Source organism: Vibrio sp. D404a (genome assembly GCF_030248535.1).
Lineage (GTDB): Bacteria > Pseudomonadota > Gammaproteobacteria > Enterobacterales > Vibrionaceae > Vibrio.
In genome coordinates, this window is the sequence record NZ_JAHGAJ010000005.1 from 29,974 (window position 1) to 52,651 (window position 22,678).

The following is a 22,678-nucleotide window of genomic DNA, read 5'->3' on the forward strand; positions in this document are numbered from 1 at the left end:
AGTGCAGTATACGCGAAATTTATTAAATTGGCGTATGGATTTGTTAGGTTTATGAAATCGTGTTGTCTGCTTGTTTTAGCAACTTTACTCTCTGGAAACGTGTCTGCTACGGATAAGTTCTCGTGGTTACGAGACGATTCTAGAAGCAGTGAGCGCGTATTAGATTATCTCGAGAAACAAAACGAGACGACTGACGCCTATCAGAAGACCTTACAGAACGAAATCAACTCGCTGCAATCCCTGTGGCGAGAAAACCGTCCGCAACGTTCAGAGAAACCTTGGCGAGAAATCAATGGCCTAGAGTACTCGTGGGATAACTACGCTCTTTTTGCACGAACACCGGGTACTCTTAATGCCACGCTGATATTCGATGCTACAAAACATGCCGAATCGTATGACTATTATCAGATTGGGGCATGGAAGCTCAGTCCTGATGAGCGCTTATTAGCGATCGCAGAAGATACTGATGGTTCAGAACAATACCAGATAAGCGTTATTGAGTTAGCGACTCATCAAGTTACGCCGATTACGACAGGTGTTGAAGCGTCTATTGTGTGGTCGAGTGATAGCCAGTCTTTGTATTTAGTGGAGCAAGAGGCCAAAACTCAACGCCCGTTTGCACTCATCAATAAATCTATATCGAGTAGCGTTGAGGCAATGGTATTCGAAGAGAATGACCCTAGCTGGTTGCTTTCAACCTATCTGACTAGTGATGGTCGTTTTGCCGTTGTGCAAAGCAATAGCGAGAACAGCAGTGAACAGCGCTTTCTTGACCTAACGACTAGTGAACTGTCACAGCCTATTCAGACTCGTAAAGAAGGTATTGAATATTATACCGATCGTATTGCGGATCGTGTGTACATCAATAGCAATCATCAACGTGAAGGTTTCCAGCTATATCGCGTCAGTGACTCTCAATCTATGAATATTAAGACTTGGCATTCTGTGTTGAATCTCAAGCAAGATGTATCAATTAATAATTTCCACCTATTCAGCTCTGGGATTGTGGTTCAAACCAGCCAACAAGGTCAGCAACGCCTGCACGTTTTAGATAAACAAGATAAGTTGATCAGCATTGAGAATGTTGCGCGTGAAGGTGGTGTCGCCTGGGTTAGCCAAGTGGGAGACTATCAGAGTAACAAACTGCATATTCGAAGCATGTCTATGATTCAACCGGGTCTCTGGGAGCGCTTTGATACTCGCACGGCAACCCGTGAATCGATAGGGCAAGATCTCTACCCAAATTATCAAGCTGATAGGTACGTGACTCAAACCCTGAATGTTGAGAATGATGGGCATGCAGTCCCAGTGACGCTCGCCTACCGAAAGGAGCTTCTGAATAAGCAGAGTCCGGTAATTCTATACGGGTATGGCGCTTATGGAGTCACAATGAAACCATACTTCATGCCACAGACCATCAGTTTGCTTGATCGTGGAGTTATCTATGCGATTGCTCATGTCAGAGGCGGTGGTTTCAAAGGTAACGTGTGGTATCAAGCTGGAAAAGGTGTCAACAAGTCGAAGAGCATCTCTGACTTTGTTGCTGCTGCTCGAACACTTCAACATTTTGAACAGGGCGAACGAGACATATTAGCGATGGGTTCAAGTGCTGGAGGCACCTTAGTCGCGGCTGCACTAAATGAAGCTCCGGAATTGTTTGCTGGCGCTTCCCTTAAGGTCCCATTTGTTGATGTGGTCAACAGTATGTCAGATGACTCACTTCCATTGACGGCACAGCAGTATGCCGAGTGGGGTGACCCTCATAAAGAGTCTGAACTTTCAGCTATGAAGGCCTATGACCCATATTTCAATCTTTCCCAAGGCGACTATCCACCAGTTTTGATCAGTGTTGGCCTGAATGATCGTCGGGTTCCCTATTGGGAAGGCGCCAAGTATCAAGCCAAGTTGAAATCTTTGACGACAGGAAGTGGCCCTTATTTGCTGTCGACTAATTTTAGCCAAGGTCATTCGAGTGACAGGCGGCAGTCTTTATCACAACAAGCGTTTGAATACGCATTCCTATTATCACTTACGCATAAAAACACTAAAGCGGAGCAGTAAATGAAGCTTTCACCCCTATCAGCGGCAGTACTGAGTGTACTTGCTGCCAACGTCGTGCACGCCGAATCCGAGGTTTTCCAGTTTGAAGAGGTCGTTGTTACTGCGAATAAAATAGAGCAACCTCTGTCTGAAGTGGCTGGCTCTGTGGCGGTAATTGATGGTGAACAGATTGAAAAATCGGGCGCTACAGAGCTCTACGATGCGATCAGAAATGAACCCGGTGTGAGCGTAAGTGGCGGGGCTGGTCGCCCACAGAACATTACTATCCGTGGCATGACTGGTAACCGTATTTTAGTGGTCAAGGATGGAATAAAGTCATCGGATGGTTTTGGTGCAAGCGACATTAACGACAAAGTGGGCCGCAACTCGTTTGATCTTGCTGACATTGACAGTGTTGAAATTGTCAAAGGTGCGAGTTCTTCGATTCACGGTTCTGGTGCAATTGGCGGTGCTGTCGTTATTAAAACAAAACAACCAGGGGACTATCTTAAAGATAGTGATTTTTACAGTGATGTTTCTGGTACCTACACTGGTGTGAGCGATAAATATCGAGGCTCAACGAGGCTTGCTTTTAGATCTGGTAGCTTTGAAAGCTTGATTAATCTGGCTTACTGGGAAGGTGGAGAAACACGAAATTACGACGAAAATTTGTATAAACGCGACATTGATGGTGTTAGCGGTGCTTACACTTTGAATTACTGGGCGCAAGATGATCTTATGTTCAAAGCTAAGGTTGATTACTACAAAGAAAATCTTAGTAGGAAAGAAGGCTTAGCCAAAATTCAAAAGGATGGTCTCTGGGAAACAGAAGAATTTGACCAACAAGCCTATACCGAGTCATACACTGCCTATGTGGGAGCCGAATATTTCCCAACAGACTCATGGTTTGAAGAGCTCGATACCAAAATTTATTGGCGCAATACTGTAGCCGACGAAGCGGTGAATGCTCTTATTTCGCAAGAGCAAGGTAACATTACTGCATTTCGTCGATTGATCGATGATCGTCACTTCACAGATGAAGTTATCGGTGCGGATGCTGACTTTATCAGTTCTTTCTCACGATCGGGTTTAACTCATACACTCTCGTATGGGGTGAGCTTCGATACCACTTTTCATGAACGACCAAGTAACTCACAAATCCTCGACTGGAATGGTCTTACCCAGAAAGACGCTAAGCCTTTTGCGTCTGCACGTTCTTATGTTTTTGCTGCGCACCTACGAGATGTGATTGAAGTAGATCGTTGGACAATTACGGCAGGCGCTCGCGTTGATATTCACCAAATTACACCAGACTCAGATAGTTCAATTGAAGGGTATAAGGTAAGCGATAAAACGACAGGTGAGTTGTCACCAAGTTTGTCCCTCGCTTATCAAATGACGGATTCACTGAACTCATACATTTCTTATAACCATGGTTTCCGAGCGCCAACTTACGACAAAATTTACGGTTACCAGAACCATGATTTTGTGCCAATCACACCGTTTGAAATTGTGCCTAATGAAGATCTTGATAAAGAGACCAGCGATTCATTTGAATTGGGGAGTAAGTTCGACAATGGTCAAACAGTGCTTTATGCCGCTGTCTTTTATCAAAAGTTTGAAGATTTTATTAACGTGAAGCAGATAACGTCTCGTCCTGATACGAATAACAATGGGATGTATTACAAGCAATATCAGAATGTTAGTGGGGTCGAGACCTATGGCTTCGAAGCAACCGCCGCACAACGTTTGAATGAATCTTGGAGTGTCACTACAAAACTGGGCTTTGTTGATGGAGAAAATGACGAGGGTGAAAAGATCCGCACATTGACTCCGTGGGAAGGAAACGTCGCTCTAAATTACGACAATGAATCTCTATCTGCTTACACCATGCTTAATTGGGCGCAAGCTATGGATGACGTTCCGGAATGTGAAACTGATATCGGTCTAGCCGTAGATTGTGCTACGACCGCTGGTTGGGCGACGGTCGACATGGGCGTCAGTTACTCTTGGAACTTTGGGTTAGACGTTTCTGCAAACGTAATCAACCTGTTTGACAAAGAGTACATCCGATATCAAGACGTAGCGGGCATTGTCGAGTCCAACAAGCACTACTCTACGGAGCCTGGACGTTACTTCACTGTACAAGCCAAATATCAGTTCTAAGGCAGAATTATGAAATTTAAGCCATTAGCAATATCACTTGTTCTAGCGTGCGCTCCGAGCGTTCAGGCTGCTGAGTGGGATTACCCTTCAGCTAACCTTCTGCTTAGCGATCAGGCGGCAGTCAAAAGCTATCTCGACTCCAATTATTCTGAGTTTGGTGATTTTGTATTTCGTTACAAAACCGAATCGCAGTTAGGAGAGCATTTCAATTTTAATGTTTGGGTCAACGGTGAATATCAGCCGCAACGTACAGTCGTTGTAACTACCGATAAGACACAACGCATCGTACGGGTGTTTAAGAGTTTTGAGGATACGATATTAAGATCAGGTGTACCTACTGTTGCTGCTGAATTGGAAGCGCCGCGCTCTCTTGAAGCGGATGCGCCACCCCCACTGAACTCGGGGAGCTTGGTGAATGTCGATGTATCTCTATTTGATCCTGATTTAAGAACGATGCAGCAACAGGAAGCGCCTGCATCGACTTGGTCATTGGTTTCAGAATACCCCCAGCCAATCGAATATGTAACTAAGTCCATTCAGGTTCTGCAATCTGGTGGTAACTATTATCTGTCTAATTCAAGGCTGAACCAGGTTGATGTTACCGCACTAATCACTGTTCCCTCTGACGGAGGAGAACCGGTTCGAGACACTTCTAGTTTCTTGAGCCCAGAAGGTGTTCAATCGTTCGATAGCGTTGAAGCCATTGAAAATGTGCGTTTTGGTGATGATGCTTTTCCGCAGATTATGGCTTTTTATCACCTTGATACGTCTTTGAAATATCTAGAAAGTTTGTCTTATCAATTATTTGATGACCCGTTGCGCTTTGATGGAAGAGGGTTATCTCTCGATAACTCATCATACTATTACGGTCCGAGGGTGGTCACTTTTGGTATCGGCGGTGCTTCACCAGATGCTGTTGATTCAGATGTTGTCTTGCACGAACTTGGACACGGTATTCATTACCAAGCCGTACCGGATTGGGCTTACGGTCATACTGGTGCAATTGGCGAAGGTATCGGTGACTATTGGGCTGGTAGTGCGAGCTATCGTTCACAATACTTAGACGCTTCTCGTCGTGGACAAGAATTCGAACTGGATATCGTGTTTAACTGGGATGGCTTGTTTGGTGTTCGCCGCACTACTCGTAGTTTGTGGAATCAGCGCGCGCGCTACTTTGAACGAGCAGAATACCCTGCCCACGTGAGTGTAGGAGGAGAGCTAGGTGACGAACTTTGGTCAACTCCGCTTTTCCAAGCTTTAAAAGCTGCTATAGAGCGTTATGGTGATGGCACAGATAGCGTTTTTCGTGAGTTCGACGCCATTGTTGTTGAAGGGCTTTATGGTGTCGGTCGTGGCGTAAAAATGCACGATCTCGCTGAGTCGACGGTATTTGCTGCTAACGCACTGTTTCCAGACAAAGAGTATGCTCAATTTCTTACTGATAGCTTCAATCAACATAACTTATTGAAGCCTCCTTTTGTGGTTCGCCACGATAATCGCTATATCGGTGAAGGCGATGATGTAACTGTTCATTTGGCACAAAATGGTCGCCAAGCGACAGTGAAAGGTCAATGGCGACTGAATAGTGAGTCGGTTTTCGACATTGATCAAACGTTGTCTGATTCATCAAGTATGAGCGTTTCATTGCCTTCTAACTTGGCTTGTGGTGTGCAATTCGATTCTGAAGTATCACTAGACTATCAATTTGGTCAAGATCTCCAAACACACCAATGGCTAAATAGTTCGAAACTGGTAAATGGCCTACCTAAGTTAGGCACCTTGCCAACCACTACAAACTCGACACTTCCTGATACCGTGATTGATGATCTCGGACGTACAACTTATGGCGACAAAATCTTCATTCAAAACTTGTCTGACAAAGAATTAACGATTGATGACACCTTTGCAGTCTATTTGAATATCGAACATGCCTCGCTTGAAGATCTGCATGTCAAATTGGTTTCTCCTCAAGGCAAGTCGGTGGTGCTACTTAACCACCAATCAAGCAGCAGTAATGGTTTTAAAGGTTATTTCACAGCACAGTATGACGATGAGTTAAAAGAACTTGTTGGTGAACCGAGCTGGGGAACTTGGCGCCTTGAAGTTTCTGATCGTGTGTCAGGAAATTCTGGGGTCTTGAAAGAGTGGGGTGTGAGTCACTTTGCTCAATATCAGTGTAGTGCTGATACCACTAATGAAAGCAGTAGCAGTAGCTCAGGTGGTAGTGGTTCAACTTTGGGTTTGATTGTCCTGTTATTGCTATCAATGGTGAGAGTGATTCGCTCTCGGTAAGCCACAAACTATTAATTAAAAGAAGATAAATTTATGAAGTTACAATATTCTTTCATTGCTGTATCGCTGGCCCTTGCTGGCTGTGGCGGCAGCTCTGGTAGTGATTCAGCTGCGGCACCAACTTACGATGTTGCTGGTACTATTCGCTCCCAAGGTTCCTTACTTGATACTCCTGTTTGTATTGATTTAAACCAAAACTTCGCATGTGATAGTAACGAGCCAAGTGCGAAAAGTGACAATACAGGTCAATTTACGCTGACTTCGACAGACAAAAATATTTTGAATAGCACCATTCTTGCAGAAGTCGATGCCGGTTCGAGCAAAACACTGCGTATTGCCGCTCCAGGTCAAGGTTTAGCATCTGGTAACTCTATTAATGCAGTTACGACTCTGGTTGCAGGTTTAGTTATTGACGGTCAAACAGTTGCCCAAGCTGATGAAACCGTCAAAACGCAAGTAGCAAGTGCGGGTGTGTCGTTAAGCGGAACTGTCATGTCTGACCCAGCGGTAAATGATCTAAGCAACCTTGAGCAAAATATCATTGCACTACTTACTGAGATGAAAGAAGAAGAAATGACTCAAGGTGTCGCTCTAGTTGCTAAGAAGTTGAGTTACGAGAACAAATCTCTCGTATCAGGTTTACTATCACCGGCAGAAACTACAGCATTTACTCAAGAGTTATCTATTGTTGCTGCTCAAACATCAGGCTCGAACGACACCGGTGCGGTGCTGCACTTTGCTGATGGCGCTAGCGACGTTGCAGACGCTCAGACTGATTTCCCTGGTCAAGATGCTGAGTATGGATTTGATAAAGACGACCTACAAGCAACAACGGGTGCTGGCTTCAAATTCGTAAAACTTGACGATAAAGGTGCAACCCTAGCGGCGGATGCAACGGAATGGTCGTGTACTTTGGATGAAAGAACAGGACTTATTTGGGAAAACAAGAGTGCTGATACAAATTCCGTACAGTTTAAAGACCGTACGTTTGTTTACGAGTCAGATACCTTTAAGCCATATTCTGAAGACTTGGCTGCTGTAGGTTGTGTCGCTGCCGGTGATGAAATCTGTTCAACGAGCCAGTATGCGGCTCATATCAATCAACAATCATTATGTGGTGTAAATGAATGGCGTTTGCCTACATATTTAGAATTGTACGATGTATTAGATTTCGGTGAGACTGAGCGAGACTCTGACGGTGAATTATATGGCTTAAACCATGCCTATTTCCCAAATCAAGGTATAGGAAGTCCTGATGTAGAAGCCGGCTCTATGTGGGTTCATGATTTTAGTTACATAAATTACTCAACAGCTGGTGACGATACTGCAAAATACTTTGCATTTATTGTTACCAGAGGAGACTACCGAGGCAACATTAGTTTTGATCAAATCTATACAGATAAAGCTGATCAAGATAGCGGTGCGTCTTACCAATTTCCAATTCGTCTAGTTGCAGTAAAGGGTCAGTAAGATGAAAAAACTTATTTCTGTATTATCTTTAGCGTTAGTTTCTCAGATGGCTTTCGCAGCTCAAGAATGTTCTGTTGATTTTTCTAAATCTGCACCTAACACACGATACACGTACTCTGATGCTGGTATTGTGACAGATCTTAAAACGGGTCTAACTTGGATGCGTTGCCCGGTAGGTACAACTTGGGACAACAACAGTGAAGCGTGTACTGGCGCAGCTGATAAAGTGACATGGCAGAGTGCGCTACTTACAGCAAAACAGATTCGTGATGAAAATGGTAATCATGCATTATATGAATTTGGCGGCAAAAAGAACTGGCGACTACCAAACATTAAGGAGTTAGTAGCACTGACAGAGCATGCTTGTTATGGACCCGCGCTGAACGGAACCGCATTTGCCAGTGGTTATGAACTAGAAGTAGGCGATTTGGCTGGCTATATTTGGAGCAGCACTCCACATGGTAATGGTTCGCAAGTAATCGCGTTTGATTCTGTTAATGGTGAGGTATATGAGTACGCACCTTCTGAAACTTACTCCGTTTTACTGGTAACCGACGAAGACCAGTAACTGGACTCGATGTAAAAGCACCGCCAATATGGCGGTGCTTTTTTATGCATGTCTTCTTTTTATCTATACCTTAAAGTAGTTCAGCGCCTGCTTCTGTCTTTCTGATAGACCAGACAGCTCATGAGCAGCAGCGGCAGATTGAGTAATGCCGGTTACGTTTTGGCTTACTAGTTCATAAATAGTGCTCAGGTTATTGTTAATGTCTGAAGTCACCTGTTTTTGCTCTTCTGAGGCCGTCGCTACTTGAGTATTGATGCTGTTTAGGTCGGCAATGGCGTTACTGATATCGCTAAGAGAACCACTCACTTGAGTTGCAAGGACGCGGTTGTCTTCTAGCATTGCTAGGCTAGAGTGCATGCTCTCGTTCGCTTGGCCAGATTGAGTCTGTAGCTCTTCAATAATGGTCTGGATCTCTTTGGTCGACTCTTGAGTGCGAGCCGCAAGCATACGAACCTCATCGGCCACAACCGCAAAACCACGGCCACTCTCACCAGCACGAGCCGCTTCAATCGCAGCGTTGAGTGCAAGCAGGTTAGTTTGCTCAGAGATGCTTTCGATTACTTCAATCACTTTACCAATTTGCTCTGACTGATCTTTCAGAGAGGTAACAACGTCAGCGGCTTTGTTGAGTTGAACAGCCATTTTTTCGCTCGCCTGTGTGCTCTTTTCAAACATGTTGAGGCTTTGGGTTGTCAATTGGCTAGCTTGGCTTGAAGCATTGTCAGCTTGTTGAGCGTTGCTTGAAACCTCAGTCGCCGTTGATTCGAGCTGGTTAATTGCCGAGGCTACTTGTTCCACTTCTTGCTTCTCTTGGTCAGAGTTGACGCTTGATTGAGTCATCACTGCAGCAAGCTCTGTTGACGCAGACGCCACTTCAATACTAATGCGAGATAGAGAACCTACGGTTTCACGCAGTTGGTCAACAGTTTGGTTGACGTCTTGAGCCAGATGAGTGATCTCGTTGTTGCCCTCGGCTTTTGCCTTAACGAGTAGGTTGCCTTTAGCGACTTCGCGCATGGTCTGTTGCAGTTCTCGAATCGGTTTCACGATCACGCCTGCCAGCGTCCAGCTAATGATTAGCGCGATGGATAGGATGACAATCAGACCAATTTTCGCTGACATTAATGTAGTGTCGTGTACTGCGCCGTTGTTATCGACTTCTTGTAACGCGAGATGATTTAGCTTTTTCGATAATGCGTTGATCGCTTTCACCATTTCATTACCAGCGTGGCGATACTGATCGGTCGCTATTTGGTATTGAGTGTCGAAGTCTGCTGGTGGGAAGCCATTACTGTGTTTGATTTGTAGCAGAGGTAGCATGGTCGTGCGAGAAAAGTCGACATAGTGCCCCATTACTTTACGCATTGCCGAAACTTCATCTTGTAGGCCGGGTACAGTATCAAGTGAATTGAGCAGCTTAGTATTATCTTCGCGTTTTTCATTGAGAGTATCGATGAGGGTGCGAACGTCATCTGGGTTGAATAGGCTGTAGATGGCTTTAATGCGCATACCATAGCTGTTGTCGACGATGTCACTGAGCTCTTCTTTATGAATGATTAAATTATCGGTGGCTTTGGATACGTCTTGGAAAGCTTCTTCAAGCTTCTCTCCACCAATAATTACACCGGCGAGTAATAGAACGACGGAGAAAAGTACGGGGAGTAACACTTGCATTTTTATAGACAAGCCACTGAGTAATTGGCGCATGAATAGGTCCTCTTAGGTAATGCGTAATTGAGAATTGTTCTTATTTGTTATTGTTGAGATTGGATTCTAACTAATGAGACTGATACTTCAATCAATAAAAGATTACATTTTGTTATGTGCGAGCTATGTTGAATTACAATTTGTAATTAATGTGTTGATTAATCGCTCATTTATATTGATTGGTATTGTGAACCGTGCGACATATTACAGAAATGAAATATAGATATGTAGGGTTAATTTGAAATCTTATAAATAAAGTTAATCTTTATGAAACAGAGAGTTAGTACTAGACAATCAGAGAAAGGACTTAAGAAAAATACAAAAATTGCAGTTGTCACATAGGCTTCAATTTACTGAAACACAACTGTCATATTCGAAACTTAAAGTGAGCACCGTTCAAGTAAAACACAACGGCAATAACGCCACTTAAGGAAATTGTGATGAAAAAGACAGTTATCGGTGCAATGGCACTACTAGGCGCTCTAACAGTGAATACAGCTTCAGCTAAAGAAACTATCTCTGTAGTTGGCTCTAACAGTGCTTCTCCACTGGTTGAAGTTTTTGCAGAAACATACATGAATAAAGGTGAAGAAGTTTTCATCGAGATTCAAGCTCCTGGCTCATCTGCAGGCATCAAAGCAGCAAAAAATGGAAGTGCTGACCTAGGTATCTCTTCTCGTGACCTGAAAGCTGAAGAAAAATCAGCTGACCTAAAAGAGCTAGTTATCGCTCGTGACGGTATCGCAGTTGTAGTTAACCCAAGCAACGAAGTATCTGCACTAACAGCAGACCAAATCACTGCAATCTACAAAGGCGAAATCTCTAACTGGAAAGACGTTGGCGGTGCTGACAAGCCTATCGTAGCAATCACTCGTGACACAGCTTCTGGTACACGTGGTGCATTCGAAGACATCCTAAAGCTTAAGAAAACAATTGGTGATAAGAAAGTATCAGCAATCTCTCAACGCGCTCAAGTTGCTAACGGTAACGGTGCTCTTAAAGTATCTGTAGCAAGCAACCCATACGCGATTGGTTACATCTCACTAGGTACTGTAGATAACTCTGTTCAAGCTCTAACTATCGACGGCGCAGCAGCGACAGTTGATAACGTTAAGAACGGTTCTTACAAAGTAGCTCGTCCATTCCTAGTTCTTTACAAAGACGGCGCACCATCTGCTGAAACTCAGAAGTTCCTAGACTGGATGGTAGCAGACGAAGCTCAAGCTATCTCAGCTAAGAAAGGTTACATCACTGTAAACTAATCTGGCTCTTACCAAGAAATTAATTATTGCTCAGCCTGCCTTTAGGCTGAGCCTTTTCTTTCAGCTTTGTTTTAATGCAAAGCATGAGATTTTTAAAAATGACCATCGCACATAGTGAAAAGCTTATGAATACTGAAGCTACACAAGTTAATAAGCCGAGCCTACGTACAAAAAAACGTATTGATTGGAAAGAACGCATTTTCCACGGTTTATTCTTAACGAGCGCCGTAATCGGCATCGTATCACTGGCAGTAATCGCTTACTTTATCGTTGCAGAGAGTATTCCTGCATTCCAAGAGGCTGGCGTCTCTGGCATCGTTCTCGGTGTAGACTGGCTACCACCTGCGTTGTTTGGTGTTGCAACTATGATTGTTGCTTCTATCGTATCAACTCTAGGCGCGGTTGTAGTGGGTGTTCCGGTTGGTGTCTTGACGGCTATCTTTATCGCTGAAATCGCGCCCAAACGCCTTGCGGACATCATTCGTCCAGCAGTAGAGCTGTTGGCAGGTATCCCATCAGTGGTATATGGCTTCTTTGGCCTTGTTATTATCGTTCCAATGATTCAGAACATCTTCTCAGTACCTGCAGGTAACACGATTCTGGCGGGTATTATTGTTCTGGGCATTATGATTCTACCGACCGTTATTACGGTTTCTGAGACTTCGATTCGCGCGGTACCACGTACCTACAAAGAAGGCTCTCTGGCACTTGGTGCGTCTAAGATCTTTACTATTTTCAAGCTTCTCGTTCCTGCTGCTCGCTCGGGCATCATGACTGGCGTGATTCTTGGTATCGGTCGTGCACTTGGTGAAACCATGGCAATCATCATGGTTATGGGTAACGCCCCAGCAATGCCAGAAGGCATTTTAGACTCTGCTCGTACACTAACAGCAAACATCGCGATTGAAATGTCATACGCAAGTGGTGTTCACGCTAACGCTCTGTACGCAACAGGTGTGGTACTTCTTGTATTCATCATGATGTTGAATGGTGCTCTACTTTATCTAAACCGCGAAAAAGCGAAGTAAGCGGAAGGTGGAAAAAATGGATCGTGTAAAATTAAAACAGTCTCGCCAGAATAAAGACAATATCTTAAATGCCTTTATTTGGGCTGCAGCGGCTGTCACAGTTGGTTTCCTATTTTGGATCATTTGGTACATCTTATCGAACGGTCTGCAATATGTAGATTGGAACTTCATCACTGACGATTACACTCGTACTGGTGAAGAGCGTGGTATTTTCCCAATGATCATCGCGACTATCTACATGGTAATCGCATCGATTGCGGTGGCAGCACCTTTGGGTATCATGACTGCGATTTACTTAACTGAGTATGCGAAAGTCGGCAGTCGTTTAGTGAAAGTCATTCGATTCTGTACTGAATCGTTAGCGGGTATCCCATCGATCATCTTTGGTCTTTTTGGTATGACTTTCTTCGTATCGATTCTGGGTCTTGGCTTCTCGATTCTATCGGGTGCATTGACACTAAGTATCCTGATTCTTCCTGTAATCATCCGTACTACAGAAGAAGCATTGATGGCGGTACCACAAACATATCGTGAAGGCTCATACGGCCTTGGCGCTTCGAAAATCTACACTATCTGGCGCTTAATCTTGCCTAGCGCAATGCCAGGTATCTTAACTTCGGTCATTCTTAGTATTGGTCGTGTAATCGGTGAATCTGCACCTGTATTCTTAACAGCAGGTATGGTGGCACGTGTTCCAGAATCTCTATTCGATTCAGGTCGTACCCTAACAGTTCACTTATATAAGCTAACTACCGAGCTATTCACTATTGATGAGTGGAACCAAGCTTACGGTACAGCGACAGTCCTGATTGTGCTTGTTCTTCTGATCAACATGGTCACAAAACTAATTGCAAGACGCTTTAACACAGCAACGTACTAACGATCCCTGGGCATAGAACAGAGAAATGCCCCTAGTACAGGGCTCTAAGGAGAGCCCACTGATAAAGCATCAAGTTAGACACGAATTTAAGAATTTAGAGATTAAGAACATGAACAAATTTGACATTGAAAACCTAGACCTGTTTTACGGCGAAAACCAAGCGCTTAAATCTATCAACCTACCAATCCCAACGCGCCAAGTTACGGCTCTGATTGGTCCATCTGGTTGTGGTAAATCAACGCTTCTACGCTGCCTGAACCGCATGAACGACCTTATTGAAGGCGTGACGATTAAAGGTAAGCTGGATATGGATGGCACGAACATCTATGGCGACATTGATGTAGCTGACCTGCGTATCCGCGTTGGCATGGTTTTCCAAAAGCCGAACCCATTCCCAATGAGCATCTACGAGAACGTAGCATACGGTCTACGTGCTCAAGGTATCAAAGATAAGAAGCACATTGATGAAGTCGTAGAGAACTCGCTTCGCGGTGCCGCACTTTGGGATGAGGTGAAGGATCGTTTGAAATCTCACGCATTTGGTCTGTCTGGTGGTCAACAGCAACGTCTATGTATTGCTCGTACTATCGCGATGGAACCTGATGTGATCTTAATGGATGAACCGACATCGGCGCTTGACCCAATCGCAACGCACAAGATTGAAGAACTGATGGAAGATCTGAAGAAGAACTACACCATCGTTATCGTAACGCACTCAATGCAACAAGCACGTCGTATCTCTGACCGTACTGCATTCTTCCTAATGGGTGAATTGGTTGAGCACGATGACACACAAGTAATTTTCAGTGACCCGAAAGACGATCGTACTAAGGGTTACGTAAATGGTGACTTTGGTTAATTTTAACCTCTGCCATCACCGCGCTTAATTTACTGGCATATCACTACAATAATAAGCGATGGACTTTTGCCCCACTTTTAGTGGGGCTTTTTTGTGTATCGAAGAAAGCCATTTTGTCGATGAAAATTTGGGCAGAAAATCCCATTTTTGTAGCGCTTCTCAAGCTTGTGATAAAGGGAAATAGGAAATTGCGAGTCGCTTAACATCTCATTTTGTCTTGGATTGATTGCATATTAAGGCTTAGGTATTTTTGCTACACTCTTACAACCATTGGATGGAACGTCGTGCCAGTAAAAGCCTTTGCAAAACAAATATCTTCCACTCGCGACCACCGTCTTTTGGCTGACTCATTGTTTGAGTACCTTTCGCAATTATTACACCCACAAGGTATTGGTATTTTCCTTGAGCCTGAATCGGCTTTAAGTCGCACGCCAATGTATCAATGTGGTGAGCTCTCTTCTCTACACGACTATCCAGCCACGTTTTGGACTTGGGTCTCTCAATTTGATACCGCTGACGGTGTGCTCCCAATGGTCATCAATACCTGTAACTGGGATCATGTAGCGGTACTTGGCGGTGAGTCTTTCATATTGATGCTTGATAACTCTCCAAGCTATCGAACCTACCTGATTATCCAAAACTGCTCTGCAGAGAGAGTGAACCAAACCTTTAGTGACGGCTTCGATGTATTGCAGTTGGCAGCGGCAAGATGGCAGTGCATACGTGCAGAAAAGAATGCCGCCCTTGAAATAAAGCATCGTGATACTCGAGAAGCGCAGTATCTGGACGAGATTAAGCTGCGTGAGCAGTTTGTTGAGAACATGAAACTGGTTCATCAAGTGGCGTTAGACCTCTCTAACCCTGACTCTCTAGATGCCCTCTATAGAGCCTCGGTAGAAGCGGTTAGAGATCGCCTAGGCTTCGACCGCGCTATCTTTATGCTGCTTGATATGAAGAAGCGTTGTTTTAGTGGTACTTATGGCACCGATGAAAATGGCAAAACCAACAGCGAGCATCATACTCAGTACGATCTCCACCAATTGGAAAGCGAATACATAGAAGCGCTTTCTGACGACCACACCAATTTAGTTATCATTGAACAGGCCCCGTTATATACCGCAGGTCAAGTGGTGGGACAGGGGTGGAATGGGATGCTGATCTTAAGGGAAGGGGATAAACCCGTTGGCTGGATAGCGATGGATAATTATATTAACCGCGCTCCCATTACTGGCTATCAAAAACAGATGCTGGAGTCTTTTGGTTCTCTGCTTTCCCAAATCTACATTCGTAAGCGTCAAGAGCAGAATATCCGCATGTTACATTCCAGCATGGTGGAGCTATCTCGCTGTGATAACGTCAGTGCGGTGTGTAAGTCTGCGGTGAGCTTTGCCATTCAACATTTAGGCATTGACCGTTTGGCCGTGTTCTTAACCGACAAACAATGTTCTTACATGCAAGGGACTTGGGGCACCGATATTCAAGGCAATATTGTTGATGAGTCCTATTACCACTCCGATTTGGTTGAACGTGACATTGTCGCGGCAGCTCGTAAGCGTCCTAATGAGGTCGCGTTTGAAGAATCAGTGCCGATATACCATGACTACAATATAGTCGGTGTCGGCTGGACAGCGATGACCATGCTAACCAGTAATACTGGCGTACCTATCGCATTTATTGCTGCGGATAACTTGTTAACACGCAGCTCATTGACCTCGCAGCTTCGTGAAGTGATTCGTATCTTTGCCTCCAGCTTAGCTGAGGTACTGCAAAGGACCATGGCGCAAGAGGAGTTGAAAGAGCTCAATGAAAGGCTAGAAGAAGAGGTCAAGAAACGCACCATTGAACTGCAACAGGCCAATGAGCAGCTCGATGTCATCTCTAAATTGGATCCGCTGACACGCCTAGGCAATCGACGTATGTTGTCTCAGGTTTTAGATAACCTCAACTCGAGTCATTTTGAACCGTCTCGACCGAATGAGAAAGTGGTGTTTGGATTGATTTTGCTCGACCTCGATCACTTTGGTTTATACAACAGCGTCTATGGTCATACTGAAGGGGATGATGCCCTTCGAACGGTGGGAAAGATCCTAAGCGATCACGTACTGAATGAGAACGACACCTTCTGTCGAATCGGCGGCGAAGAGTTTATGTTGTTGATGGTCGACACCAGTGACAGCGAAACCAAACAGCGAGCCGATAGTATTCGGCGCTGTATTGAAGAAGCACAAATCCCGCATAGTGACAGTTCAACCAGTGAGTACCTGACAGCCTCTGTAGGTTTTGCTTCTTTGAGTGCGAGCTTGGATTGTCTGGACTTCGACCTGCTCTATAACATGGCCGATAAGGCGTTGTATCAGGCAAAAGACCGAGGGAGAAATCGCGTCGTATCAGCGTTTGAGAACAGCCAGATCGAAGCGACATTTTATTAGCCAAGCGTGAAGCCATAACAGGCGTTTGATCTGATAACAAAAGCCCCTGAGTTCGAAGTAGAACTCAGGGGCTTGGTTTTATCTGCGCTTTAGGCTTCTGATGATGAGCTATAAAGCCGCAAGTTGGTCACCTGTTTTTGCCGTGCGATCACGGTTGGCTGCATTAATAGCTTCGATTGCCGCTTTAGATGCCCAACCAGACCCACCGTCGGCTTGCGGACCAAATAGGTGTTGGTTGAGCTTGTCGATCTCTTGCTTCACAGTATCAAGGTGTTGATGTGAAAGATCCGGGTTCTCTTGTCGCCACTGACTGAGTTTGGCGCTCGCCATTAGCGCATCTTTTCTCTGAATCGCGTCGATTAACTCAGATTGCGTATCATCTTTGCTGATGACTTTCGATGTCACTTTGTTGGTTGGACCTCTTTTACGCCACAGATTTAGGGCAATTACAGAGGTAATTAACCACAAAGAGGCAAAGAGCGCGGTTAGGTAAGGCCAGATACCCGGCTGATAAGTCCTGATTACTTCGACGTTATTTGGCTCATCTGTTGATATTGGAGCCTGTGCTGGCGCAGCGTTATTACCAGAGACCTTTAAGGTGAGTCCTTTAATTTCGCTGGTGGCTTTCTGTTTAGTATCCGTGTTAAACCAAGCTTGTTCCAATCCAGGCAGTTCGATAGTACCTGCGGACTTTGGAATTAATACCTGTTTATAGACAACAAGATTGTCTCCTGAGTCTGTCTTACCAAACTGAGGCTTCTCTTCGTAAATACGGACACCGTTTGGGTACTGAATATTAACACTTGGCAACTGATGAGCTTTAATGCCCTTGGCACTCACGGTAATGGTACGTGTTAAGGCGTCACCAGCTTCCAACTCTAATTGTTCAGGAGAGCGAGTAAGCCTCTCATCGTTGATGCTCCAAACTTGATTGATGCTTAAGTCAGCGGTTGGTAGCCAATCACCTTGAGCATCGCCCGGAATAGACAATACCTCGACTGGTAGCGTTTGAACTGGCGTATCGAGCTGAAACAGACGCGTTTTGTTTGAGTTGTTGGCAGAGTAGACCACAGCACCTGTTAGCTTTGGCCCGCGTAGCTCAAACTTACCCGCAGTGTCAGACGATATCTCAAAGCTCTGCTGAACAACAGTCACCTCTTTGCCGTGGTATACATCTTGGTACTGTTTTGATTCACCAATAGGTTCAACCTTTAGGCTCGAAGAACTCGGCGGATCAATGCGCGGATCTTGCAAGCGTCTTGGGTCCGCCTTGATGATCAGTTTCACATCTAAAATCGCCACCTCACCGACATAGATTGAGTCTCTATTCAGGTCGAGTTTGAACTCAGCCATCTGATCTTGTGTCGGTGCGGCTTTGTTTTGAGCGACATTGATTTCAATCGGTTGAGTTTGTGCCCCTTCGATATCAAAGGCTGGAATGGTTAACTTACCCAGTCGCAGTGGTGCTAGGGTGATGGTCCACTCACTCGAAACTGTGCGGCTCCCGTTGATGATGCGAATCGACGAGCCAAAGTTTGGTCTGCCAATGTAAAAGTCGCTTTCAAGTGCGGTCAGATCCAAAGCGTCTGAGCTCACTTTTTCATTGGTTGAAACTCTTAATAGAAAGACTTCGTCTTTAGTAACTTGGTTCTCGCTAACACTGGCAACGGCTGTCGCTGCGTAGGCGGTATGGCTACTGAAAATACTCATTATGAGTGTGAACAGTAGCGTCAAAAATGGTGTATGAATACGTTGCATGGTTACCACTTTTTCGATTGGTTATTCGGAGCGCCTTGTTCTTGCGCTTGTAACATCATTTGAGCTCGAAGCAGACGACTTGGGTCGCGTACACTCTCTACTTGCTCAAGTTTCTTACGGTCTGGATCTTGCGAAGCTTTAGATGGTTGAGCATGTGCCATTTGCGGCGAACCTTCGGAATCAGCCTCTTGTTGCTGAGCTGAAGTAGGCGTAGCCGAGGCGTTTGAGCTTTGTTTTTCATCCTCATCATTGGCTTCAGTTTGGCTAGCATTGCTGCTGCTCGGCTGCTCAGTTGCCTGTTCAGGCGCTGACGACGCTTGGTTGTCGCTGTGGTTCTCATTCTGTAGTTGGCTTTGGCTTTGGCTTTGATCTGCCGATTGCTGCTCTGACTGGTCTTGGGAGCTTGACGAGCTATCCTTGCTTTGGTCATTTTCTCCTTGCTGACCTTGCTGACCTTGCTGACCTTGCTGATTCGCTTGATTTTGAGATTGACTCTGGTCACCATCTTGCTGTTGCTGTTGCTGTTGCTGTTGCTGTTGCTCCAGAAGATCTAGATTTCGCTTAGCAAAATCATGGTTAGGATTCTTCTCAAGGATGCGCTTGTACTCGTCAATGGCGGGTTCTAACTTACCTTGCTGTGCGAGAGCATTGGCGTGGTTGTAGCGAGCACGCTCCGTATCTAGAGCAGAGAGTGTATTTTCTGCTTTTTGGTATTGCCCAGCTTGATACTGAGCGACACCTTTCCATTCAGGATCCGTAAACAGCTCTGCAGCCTGCTCAAAGTCACCTTCCTCATAGTATTGATGGGCGATTTGATCATCTGTTTTCCAAGGGCTAGCCAATGCTGGGTTTGGTTGAGTAGCCAATAACGCAAAGCCTAGTACGCTCCAAATCACGCCCGGTCGGAACAGGCCTAACGCAGGAAATAGAATCAGCGGTAGCAGCCAAAAGCCGTGATTGACGCGGCTAGTGACCCCTTGTGTCGTCTTCTCAACTTCAGCGCTTAGGCTGTGAGATTCAATAAACTGAGTGATTGTCTCTATGTCTGAGTTGTCAGCTTGTACCAAAGCAAACGCACCTTGGTTGGACTGGCTGATTGAACGCATGTTACTGATGTCGCTTTTGGCGATTACCGTTTGGCCTGAATCTTGAGTGAGCATGGAACCATTGCTCATCGTGATCGGTGAACCAGCTTGGCTACCGACGGCCAAAATTGACAAGCGCCAAGGTGTACCAGAAAGTAGGTCATTGATCGCTCCTTTCTCGTTGTCGTCGATGTCGTCAGCGATCAATATCAGATCGCCCTGAGAGACGTTGGCACGTTGCAGCATCTCGATACTTCGCTCGACCGCCTTGGCTGCATCAGCACCTTGATAAGGCATAATATCTGGCGACAGGTTAGGGACAAGGTTTGCGATGGTCGCGCTGTCGGTCGTAAGAGGGCTGACAGTATATGCGTCACCCGCGTAAGCGACCATGCCCGTTACTCCTTCACGCCATTGAGAAAGTAGATCTAACGCCTTGTAACGAGCTTGGGTTAAGCGGTTAGGTTTCACGTCAGTGGCATACATCGACATTGACATATCCATGATCAAAACTCGTGCTTGAGTCTTTTCAAAGCTTGGGCGTTCGCTGGTACTGAAACTTGGGCCCGCAAGCGCGATGATGGTGATGGTCCACCAAACAGAGAAAAGTGATAGCTTGCTGCGCGAATTGGTTACTTTCGCTGGGTCTAAGTACTGCGCGATGTGTGGCGCGAGTAACCCTTGCTTTTGGTTACGGCGCGATAGCATCAAAATCACAGGCAGCGCAAACAAAGCGAGCAGCCAAGCTGGATAGATAAAGGTAAAGTTAGACATTGTTTCTCCTAATGACTAACAAAATCAGTGATAAAGCGACAGCAACTGTAAGCGGCCAGTGGAACCACTCCTGCTGTGGACGCCACACCTTAGTTGCGCCTGATATTGGCTCTAAACTATTGATGGTGTCATAGATGGTTGCCAGATCTTGGCTATCGTGAGCTCGGAAATACTGACCTCCGGTTCGCTCTGCTATGTCCATCAGAGTTCTCTCATCAAGGTCCTCAGCGGTATTCACCTTACGTGACATAAAGAATTCTTTAACCACCATTTCGCCAGCACCCACGCCAACGGTGTAAATAGTGGTGTCGAATTTCTTAGCAATATCTGCCGCTTCAAGCGGATCGAGAACGCCAGCGGTATTACTGCCATCACTGAGCAAGATCATCACACGCTGTGGTGCATCACTGTCGACAAAGGTTTTAGTGGCAAGGCCAATGCCGTCGCCAATCGCTGTTTGAGTGCCGATGAGTCTCAACACCGTTTGATTAAGCTGCTGGCTGAGTGTGTTTCTGTCGAGCGTGAGTGGCGTTTGTAGATACGCGTGATCGGCAAACAGTACGAGTCCGACGCGATCTCCTTTGCGCTTATCGATGAAGTCACTCAGTACGTGTTTCACCGCTGATAAACGGTCGATGTACTCGCCATTAAACGCCATATCCTCTTTGCTCATCGAGTAAGAGAGGTCGACAACCAACATCAAGTCACGGTGCTTGGGTTGAAACTCAACCGGTTCTCCAAACCAGACGGGTCTAGCACTGGCCGTAACCAACATCAGCCATATGATTGTGGCTAGAACTTTAGGTAGGCGAGTACTAGGCGCTTTACCGCTCGTGTTGCTAGGCAAAAAGGGCAGTGTCAGCGTATCTGCTGGCTTAGCTGTAGGTGCCAAACGAAGTACAAGCAGCGGTAATGGAAGCAACAAGAACATCCACCACCACACAAATTCAATATTCAATAAACTACTCATAATTGAACTCTTTTTGGTGGTAGGGCATGGCGAACCCAATAGATGCAGTCATCGACCAGTATTTCGCGCGTTGATGGATCGATTGCAACCTGCTCGCTCTGATATAGAGTTCGTTGCCACATCTCGGCATGGTCCACAAAACGAGGTGATTTCAACTGCGCATCAAGAAACTGATACCACTGATCTCCCTGTAAACAGGCGATCGCTTCTCGGGGGAAGTAGCTCATTGCCGCTTGGCGAACGGTTGCGAGCGCCTCTGCGGGGGAAAGCTCACTATTGTGCATCAGTTTGGTTAGAGCGATTTTTTGAACCTTGCGCTCCTGCTTATATTTTTTGTAAAGCAATCGACCAATCACAATGAGTGCGATGACGGCAATAGCAAGGCACCACCAACCCCAAGCGAGTGGCCACCAATGCGGTGCTTCGGGAGTAATGACGGGGCTGAGTTCTAATTTAGGCGTCATGCTTGCCCCCAGATATTTGGCTCATCAAAGGTTCTGCACTGGTGATTGAGCTATGAGGAATAGCAAGACGTAAGCAAAGGTCTTTGATCTGTTGTTGATGCTCTTCGAAGGCGGTCTTTAGCTTGTTCTTCTCCGCTTTTGACGAGAAGTTAAACCATTGAGTTCGCTCACCATCACTGACATGCTTCATGCCTTTAAAAGTGGTATTGCCTTGCTCTAAAGGATCATAGAAGTGAACAAATCGCATTCGGTTATGTTGACGCATCTGATTGAGTAGTGAGTAGTCACTATCTTTATAACGATTGAAGTCGCTTAAGAAAATAATGTCGCTTCCTTTAGGGCTGAGCCGGTTCAATGATTTGAGTGCCATTGAAAAATCCGTCTGACAAGGAAGCCTAGTCGATTGTATCGACTGGTTATTAATGGCAATCAGCTGTTGCAAGATACGCAATGGCGCGTGATGGCTGGCGCTCGGTTTGATCTCAGTTAGCGTTTGGCCGTCATCGATGACTGCACCTATGCGGTCTTTACCAGCAATCGTCAGCCAGCAGAGTTGGCTGGTTAGATGGGCAAGCTGAACCGACTTTAACAACAGAGTCGACCCAAACATCATGCTATTCGACATATCCAAATAGAGGATGACGGGCTGCTCTCGCTCTTCAGAAAATATCTTAGTATGCGGCTTACCCGTGCGGGCAGTGACACGCCAATCTATACTGCGAATGTCATCGCCCGCTTGGTATTGACGAACTTCTGAAAAGTTCATGCCTCTGCCTTTACTGCGACTTTCATGTTGGCCGTTGAGCTGGGACCAAAGGCTTTTTGCAGGTGGCAGCCAGCGAATCGTCTGAGCTTTATATTGTAAAAGCTCATCTAAGCTGAGTAACACACCGTTACTGTGCCGAGGGAGTTGCTGATTCATGCTA

General features: G+C 45.5%; 16 protein-coding genes. 10 read left to right on the forward strand and 6 right to left on the reverse strand.

Going from position 1 to position 22,678, the window contains the following annotated elements:
- Positions 1-51: 51 nt before the first annotated feature.
- Genes KI655_RS02940 through KI655_RS02960 form a run of 5 tightly spaced genes read left to right on the forward strand, consistent with a single transcriptional unit; the run spans position 52 to position 8,536 of the window.
- Positions 52-2,061: a prolyl oligopeptidase family serine peptidase gene (locus KI655_RS02940; protein ID WP_285401596.1), complete on the forward strand. Its 2,010-nt coding sequence runs from the start codon at positions 52-54 to the stop codon at positions 2,059-2,061.
- On the forward strand, positions 2,062-4,206 hold the full coding sequence (locus tag KI655_RS02945; RefSeq protein WP_285401598.1) for a TonB-dependent hemoglobin/transferrin/lactoferrin family receptor: 2,145 nt from the start codon (positions 2,062-2,064) through the stop codon (positions 4,204-4,206). It abuts the gene before it with no gap.
- Between the two features lie 9 nt (positions 4,207-4,215).
- Entirely contained in the window at positions 4,216-6,498 is a 2,283-nt protein-coding gene (locus tag KI655_RS02950; protein WP_285401600.1) for a proprotein convertase P-domain-containing protein, read from the forward strand.
- 33 nt (positions 6,499-6,531) lie between these two features.
- Positions 6,532-7,968, forward strand: a complete 1,437-nt coding sequence (locus KI655_RS02955; protein ID WP_285401602.1) for a DUF1566 domain-containing protein — start codon at positions 6,532-6,534, stop codon at positions 7,966-7,968.
- 1 nt (position 7,969) lies between these two features.
- Positions 7,970-8,536 carry a DUF1566 domain-containing protein gene (locus KI655_RS02960; protein ID WP_285401604.1) on the forward strand — a complete coding sequence of 189 codons (567 nt, stop codon included), beginning with the start codon at positions 7,970-7,972 and terminating at the stop codon, positions 8,534-8,536.
- A 63-nt stretch (positions 8,537-8,599) separates the two neighbouring features.
- Here KI655_RS02960 and KI655_RS02965 read toward each other — a convergent pair whose 3' ends face one another.
- Positions 8,600-10,243, reverse strand: a complete 1,644-nt coding sequence (locus KI655_RS02965) for a methyl-accepting chemotaxis protein (protein WP_285401605.1) — start codon at positions 10,241-10,243, stop codon at positions 8,600-8,602.
- A 440-nt stretch (positions 10,244-10,683) separates the two neighbouring features.
- Here KI655_RS02965 and KI655_RS02970 point away from each other — a divergent pair, with 440 nt between their 5' ends.
- The 5 genes from KI655_RS02970 to KI655_RS02990 all read left to right on the forward strand — a co-directional run bounded on the left by KI655_RS02970 (position 10,684) and on the right by KI655_RS02990 (position 16,701).
- On the forward strand, positions 10,684-11,505 hold the full coding sequence (locus KI655_RS02970; protein ID WP_285401606.1) for a phosphate ABC transporter substrate-binding protein: 822 nt from the start codon (positions 10,684-10,686) through the stop codon (positions 11,503-11,505).
- A 98-nt stretch (positions 11,506-11,603) separates the two neighbouring features.
- On the forward strand, positions 11,604-12,533 hold the full coding sequence (pstC, locus tag KI655_RS02975; protein WP_239839615.1) for a phosphate ABC transporter permease subunit PstC: 930 nt from the start codon (positions 11,604-11,606) through the stop codon (positions 12,531-12,533).
- A 16-nt stretch (positions 12,534-12,549) separates the two neighbouring features.
- Entirely contained in the window at positions 12,550-13,413 is an 864-nt protein-coding gene (pstA, locus tag KI655_RS02980) for a phosphate ABC transporter permease PstA (protein WP_285401607.1), read from the forward strand.
- A gap of 109 nt (positions 13,414-13,522) precedes the next feature.
- The gene (pstB, locus tag KI655_RS02985; RefSeq protein ID WP_285401608.1) at positions 13,523-14,272 is read left to right on the forward strand and encodes a phosphate ABC transporter ATP-binding protein PstB; all 750 of its coding nucleotides are present in this window, start codon (positions 13,523-13,525) and stop codon (positions 14,270-14,272) included.
- A gap of 284 nt (positions 14,273-14,556) precedes the next feature.
- Entirely contained in the window at positions 14,557-16,701 is a 2,145-nt protein-coding gene (locus KI655_RS02990; RefSeq protein ID WP_285401609.1) for a GGDEF domain-containing protein, read from the forward strand.
- 108 nt (positions 16,702-16,809) lie between these two features.
- On the opposite strand, the gene KI655_RS02995 is transcribed toward KI655_RS02990, so the two are convergent.
- The 5 genes from KI655_RS02995 to KI655_RS03015 are packed head-to-tail and all read right to left on the reverse strand — an operon-like array spanning position 16,810 to position 22,674.
- Complete coding sequence (locus tag KI655_RS02995) at positions 16,810-18,459, reverse strand: BatD family protein (protein ID WP_285401610.1); 1,650 nt, start codon at positions 18,457-18,459, stop codon at positions 16,810-16,812.
- A gap of 2 nt (positions 18,460-18,461) precedes the next feature.
- Positions 18,462-20,318 carry a VWA domain-containing protein gene (locus KI655_RS03000; protein ID WP_285401611.1) on the reverse strand — a complete coding sequence of 619 codons (1,857 nt, stop codon included), beginning with the start codon at positions 20,316-20,318 and terminating at the stop codon, positions 18,462-18,464.
- A complete protein-coding gene (locus KI655_RS03005; protein ID WP_285401612.1) occupies positions 20,311-21,288 on the reverse strand; it encodes a VWA domain-containing protein in 978 nt (325 codons plus the stop codon). Before KI655_RS03005 ends, KI655_RS03000 begins: the two co-directional genes overlap by 8 nt.
- Positions 21,285-21,752, reverse strand: a complete 468-nt coding sequence (locus KI655_RS03010) for a DUF4381 domain-containing protein (RefSeq protein ID WP_285401613.1) — start codon at positions 21,750-21,752, stop codon at positions 21,285-21,287. Before KI655_RS03010 ends, KI655_RS03005 begins: the two co-directional genes overlap by 4 nt.
- Complete coding sequence (locus tag KI655_RS03015; protein ID WP_285401614.1) at positions 21,742-22,674, reverse strand: DUF58 domain-containing protein; 933 nt, start codon at positions 22,672-22,674, stop codon at positions 21,742-21,744. The genes KI655_RS03010 and KI655_RS03015 overlap by 11 nt, the downstream gene beginning before the upstream one ends.
- Positions 22,675-22,678 lie beyond the last annotated feature (4 nt).